The organism is Actinomadura rugatobispora (assembly GCF_042656285.1).
Classification (GTDB): Bacteria; Actinomycetota; Actinomycetes; order Streptosporangiales; family Streptosporangiaceae; genus Spirillospora; species Spirillospora rugatobispora.
The window spans coordinates 1-1,279 of sequence record NZ_JBHSON010000242.1 but is presented as its reverse complement, the minus strand read 5'-3'; the positions used below and the strand labels follow the sequence as shown (position 1 = coordinate 1,279).

The following is a 1,279-nucleotide window of genomic DNA, read 5'->3' as shown; positions in this document are numbered from 1 at the left end:
CATGACAGGAACATCAAGAAATGTCGAGGATCCGACCCTTGTCCGGCTTCGCGCGGACTTCCCTGGTCATCGCATCTGGCGCTCGATTCGCTATGACGGCCGACTCGGCGACTGGGTCGCGACTCTGCACGACCCTGCGGAGGGCGTCGACGCGACGGTGATCCGCGACAATCCTGAGGCGCTGCGCGGGGCGCTGGAGGGGCAACGGGCGCAGGTCAAGAAGCGCTCTCGGGCCCGGTGATGGATGGTGAGGGGCCGTCGATGCCATCACCGGATGGGGCCGCTTCGGAGGGGGCGGCCCCGTGGGGGGATGAGAAGGCGGCGCGGTCGGTGGATATCTCCCCGGATGCATCGGCCGCGCCGTCCTTCACCGATCGCTGGAAGCGGCGTTGGGCGTGCCGTCGACTGGATCGGCTCGCGCGGGAACTGCGGCGTCAGGGCTGGGCGACGGAACGGCGTTACGGCCAGGAGCCGCCGGTACTGCATGTGTTCTCGAAGAACGCTCCGGTGGTGGGTGACAGCATCCTGGTCGTCCGGGGGCCTGGGCTGTGGTGGTTCCAGTCGAGTACGGGCGCATGGCTGGGGCAGTGCACCCAACCTTGGCGAGCGGCCGACTCGGTCACGGCGCTGCTGGGCGTGTGGGGTATCACCACGGGCGGTCGCTGGGGTGCGTCGTGAGTGCTGATGCACGGTCGGGTGGGTCGCCGGCGGCTCTTGCTGTGGAGGAACTGCGCGAGCAGTTTCCGGGGGTGCTGCTGTGGTTCGGGCTGCATACCCGGATGTTCTGGGCATTGGTTCAGGTGGCGGATTCCCCGCGGCTGGTGGAGGCGATCACGCCCCAGGAACTTGCCGCGGCGATCAGGGAGCCGTGGTTCTGGCCGTGGCCGTTGCAGTGACCGGTCATGGCTTGACGGCTTCAATGATGCGGCGGGCCGTGTCGGCTGGCTCGGCTTGGTCTGTGTGAATGACCAGGGTGAACGGCGACACGCCTTCCTGGGTTTGGCTTCGTTGTAGGTCTGCGTCGGTCTCGTCCCATGCCCGTAGCCGTGCGGGCGTGTCGACGTCGCCTCGTTGGTGGGAGCGTTCGGCGCAGACCTCGCGAGGTATCCAGAGGCATACGGTCGTCCAGTCCAGTGGGACGGCGGTGCGCAGCTCGGCCAGGTCGGCCAGGTTGCCGATGTGCACGACCGGAACGTGGCCCGTCTCGGTGAGTTCGTCGATGTCGTGGCGGTCGACGGCGTAGCGGTTGCCGTAGCGCTCGGTCTCGACGACCAGGCGC

General features: G+C 67.9%; 2 protein-coding genes and 2 pseudogenes. 3 read left to right on the top strand and 1 reads right to left on the bottom strand.

What is annotated here, in order from left to right; genetic code table 11:
- From ACFPZN_RS56095 to ACFPZN_RS56085, 3 genes and pseudogenes are all read left to right on the top strand, one after another.
- Window positions 1–241, top strand: a pseudogene (locus tag ACFPZN_RS56095) (hypothetical protein); the annotation flags it as partial.
- Between the two features lie 89 nt (window positions 242–330).
- On the top strand, window positions 331–678 hold the full coding sequence (locus tag ACFPZN_RS56090; protein ID WP_378293604.1) for a hypothetical protein: 348 nt from the start codon (window positions 331–333) through the stop codon (window positions 676–678).
- 41 nt (window positions 679–719) lie between these two features.
- Entirely contained in the window at window positions 720–896 is a 177-nt protein-coding gene (locus ACFPZN_RS56085) for a hypothetical protein (RefSeq protein ID WP_378293602.1), read from the top strand.
- 4 nt (window positions 897–900) lie between these two features.
- Here ACFPZN_RS56085 and ACFPZN_RS56080 read toward each other — a convergent pair.
- A pseudogene (locus ACFPZN_RS56080) lies at window positions 901–1,279 on the bottom strand (guanylate kinase); the annotation flags it as partial.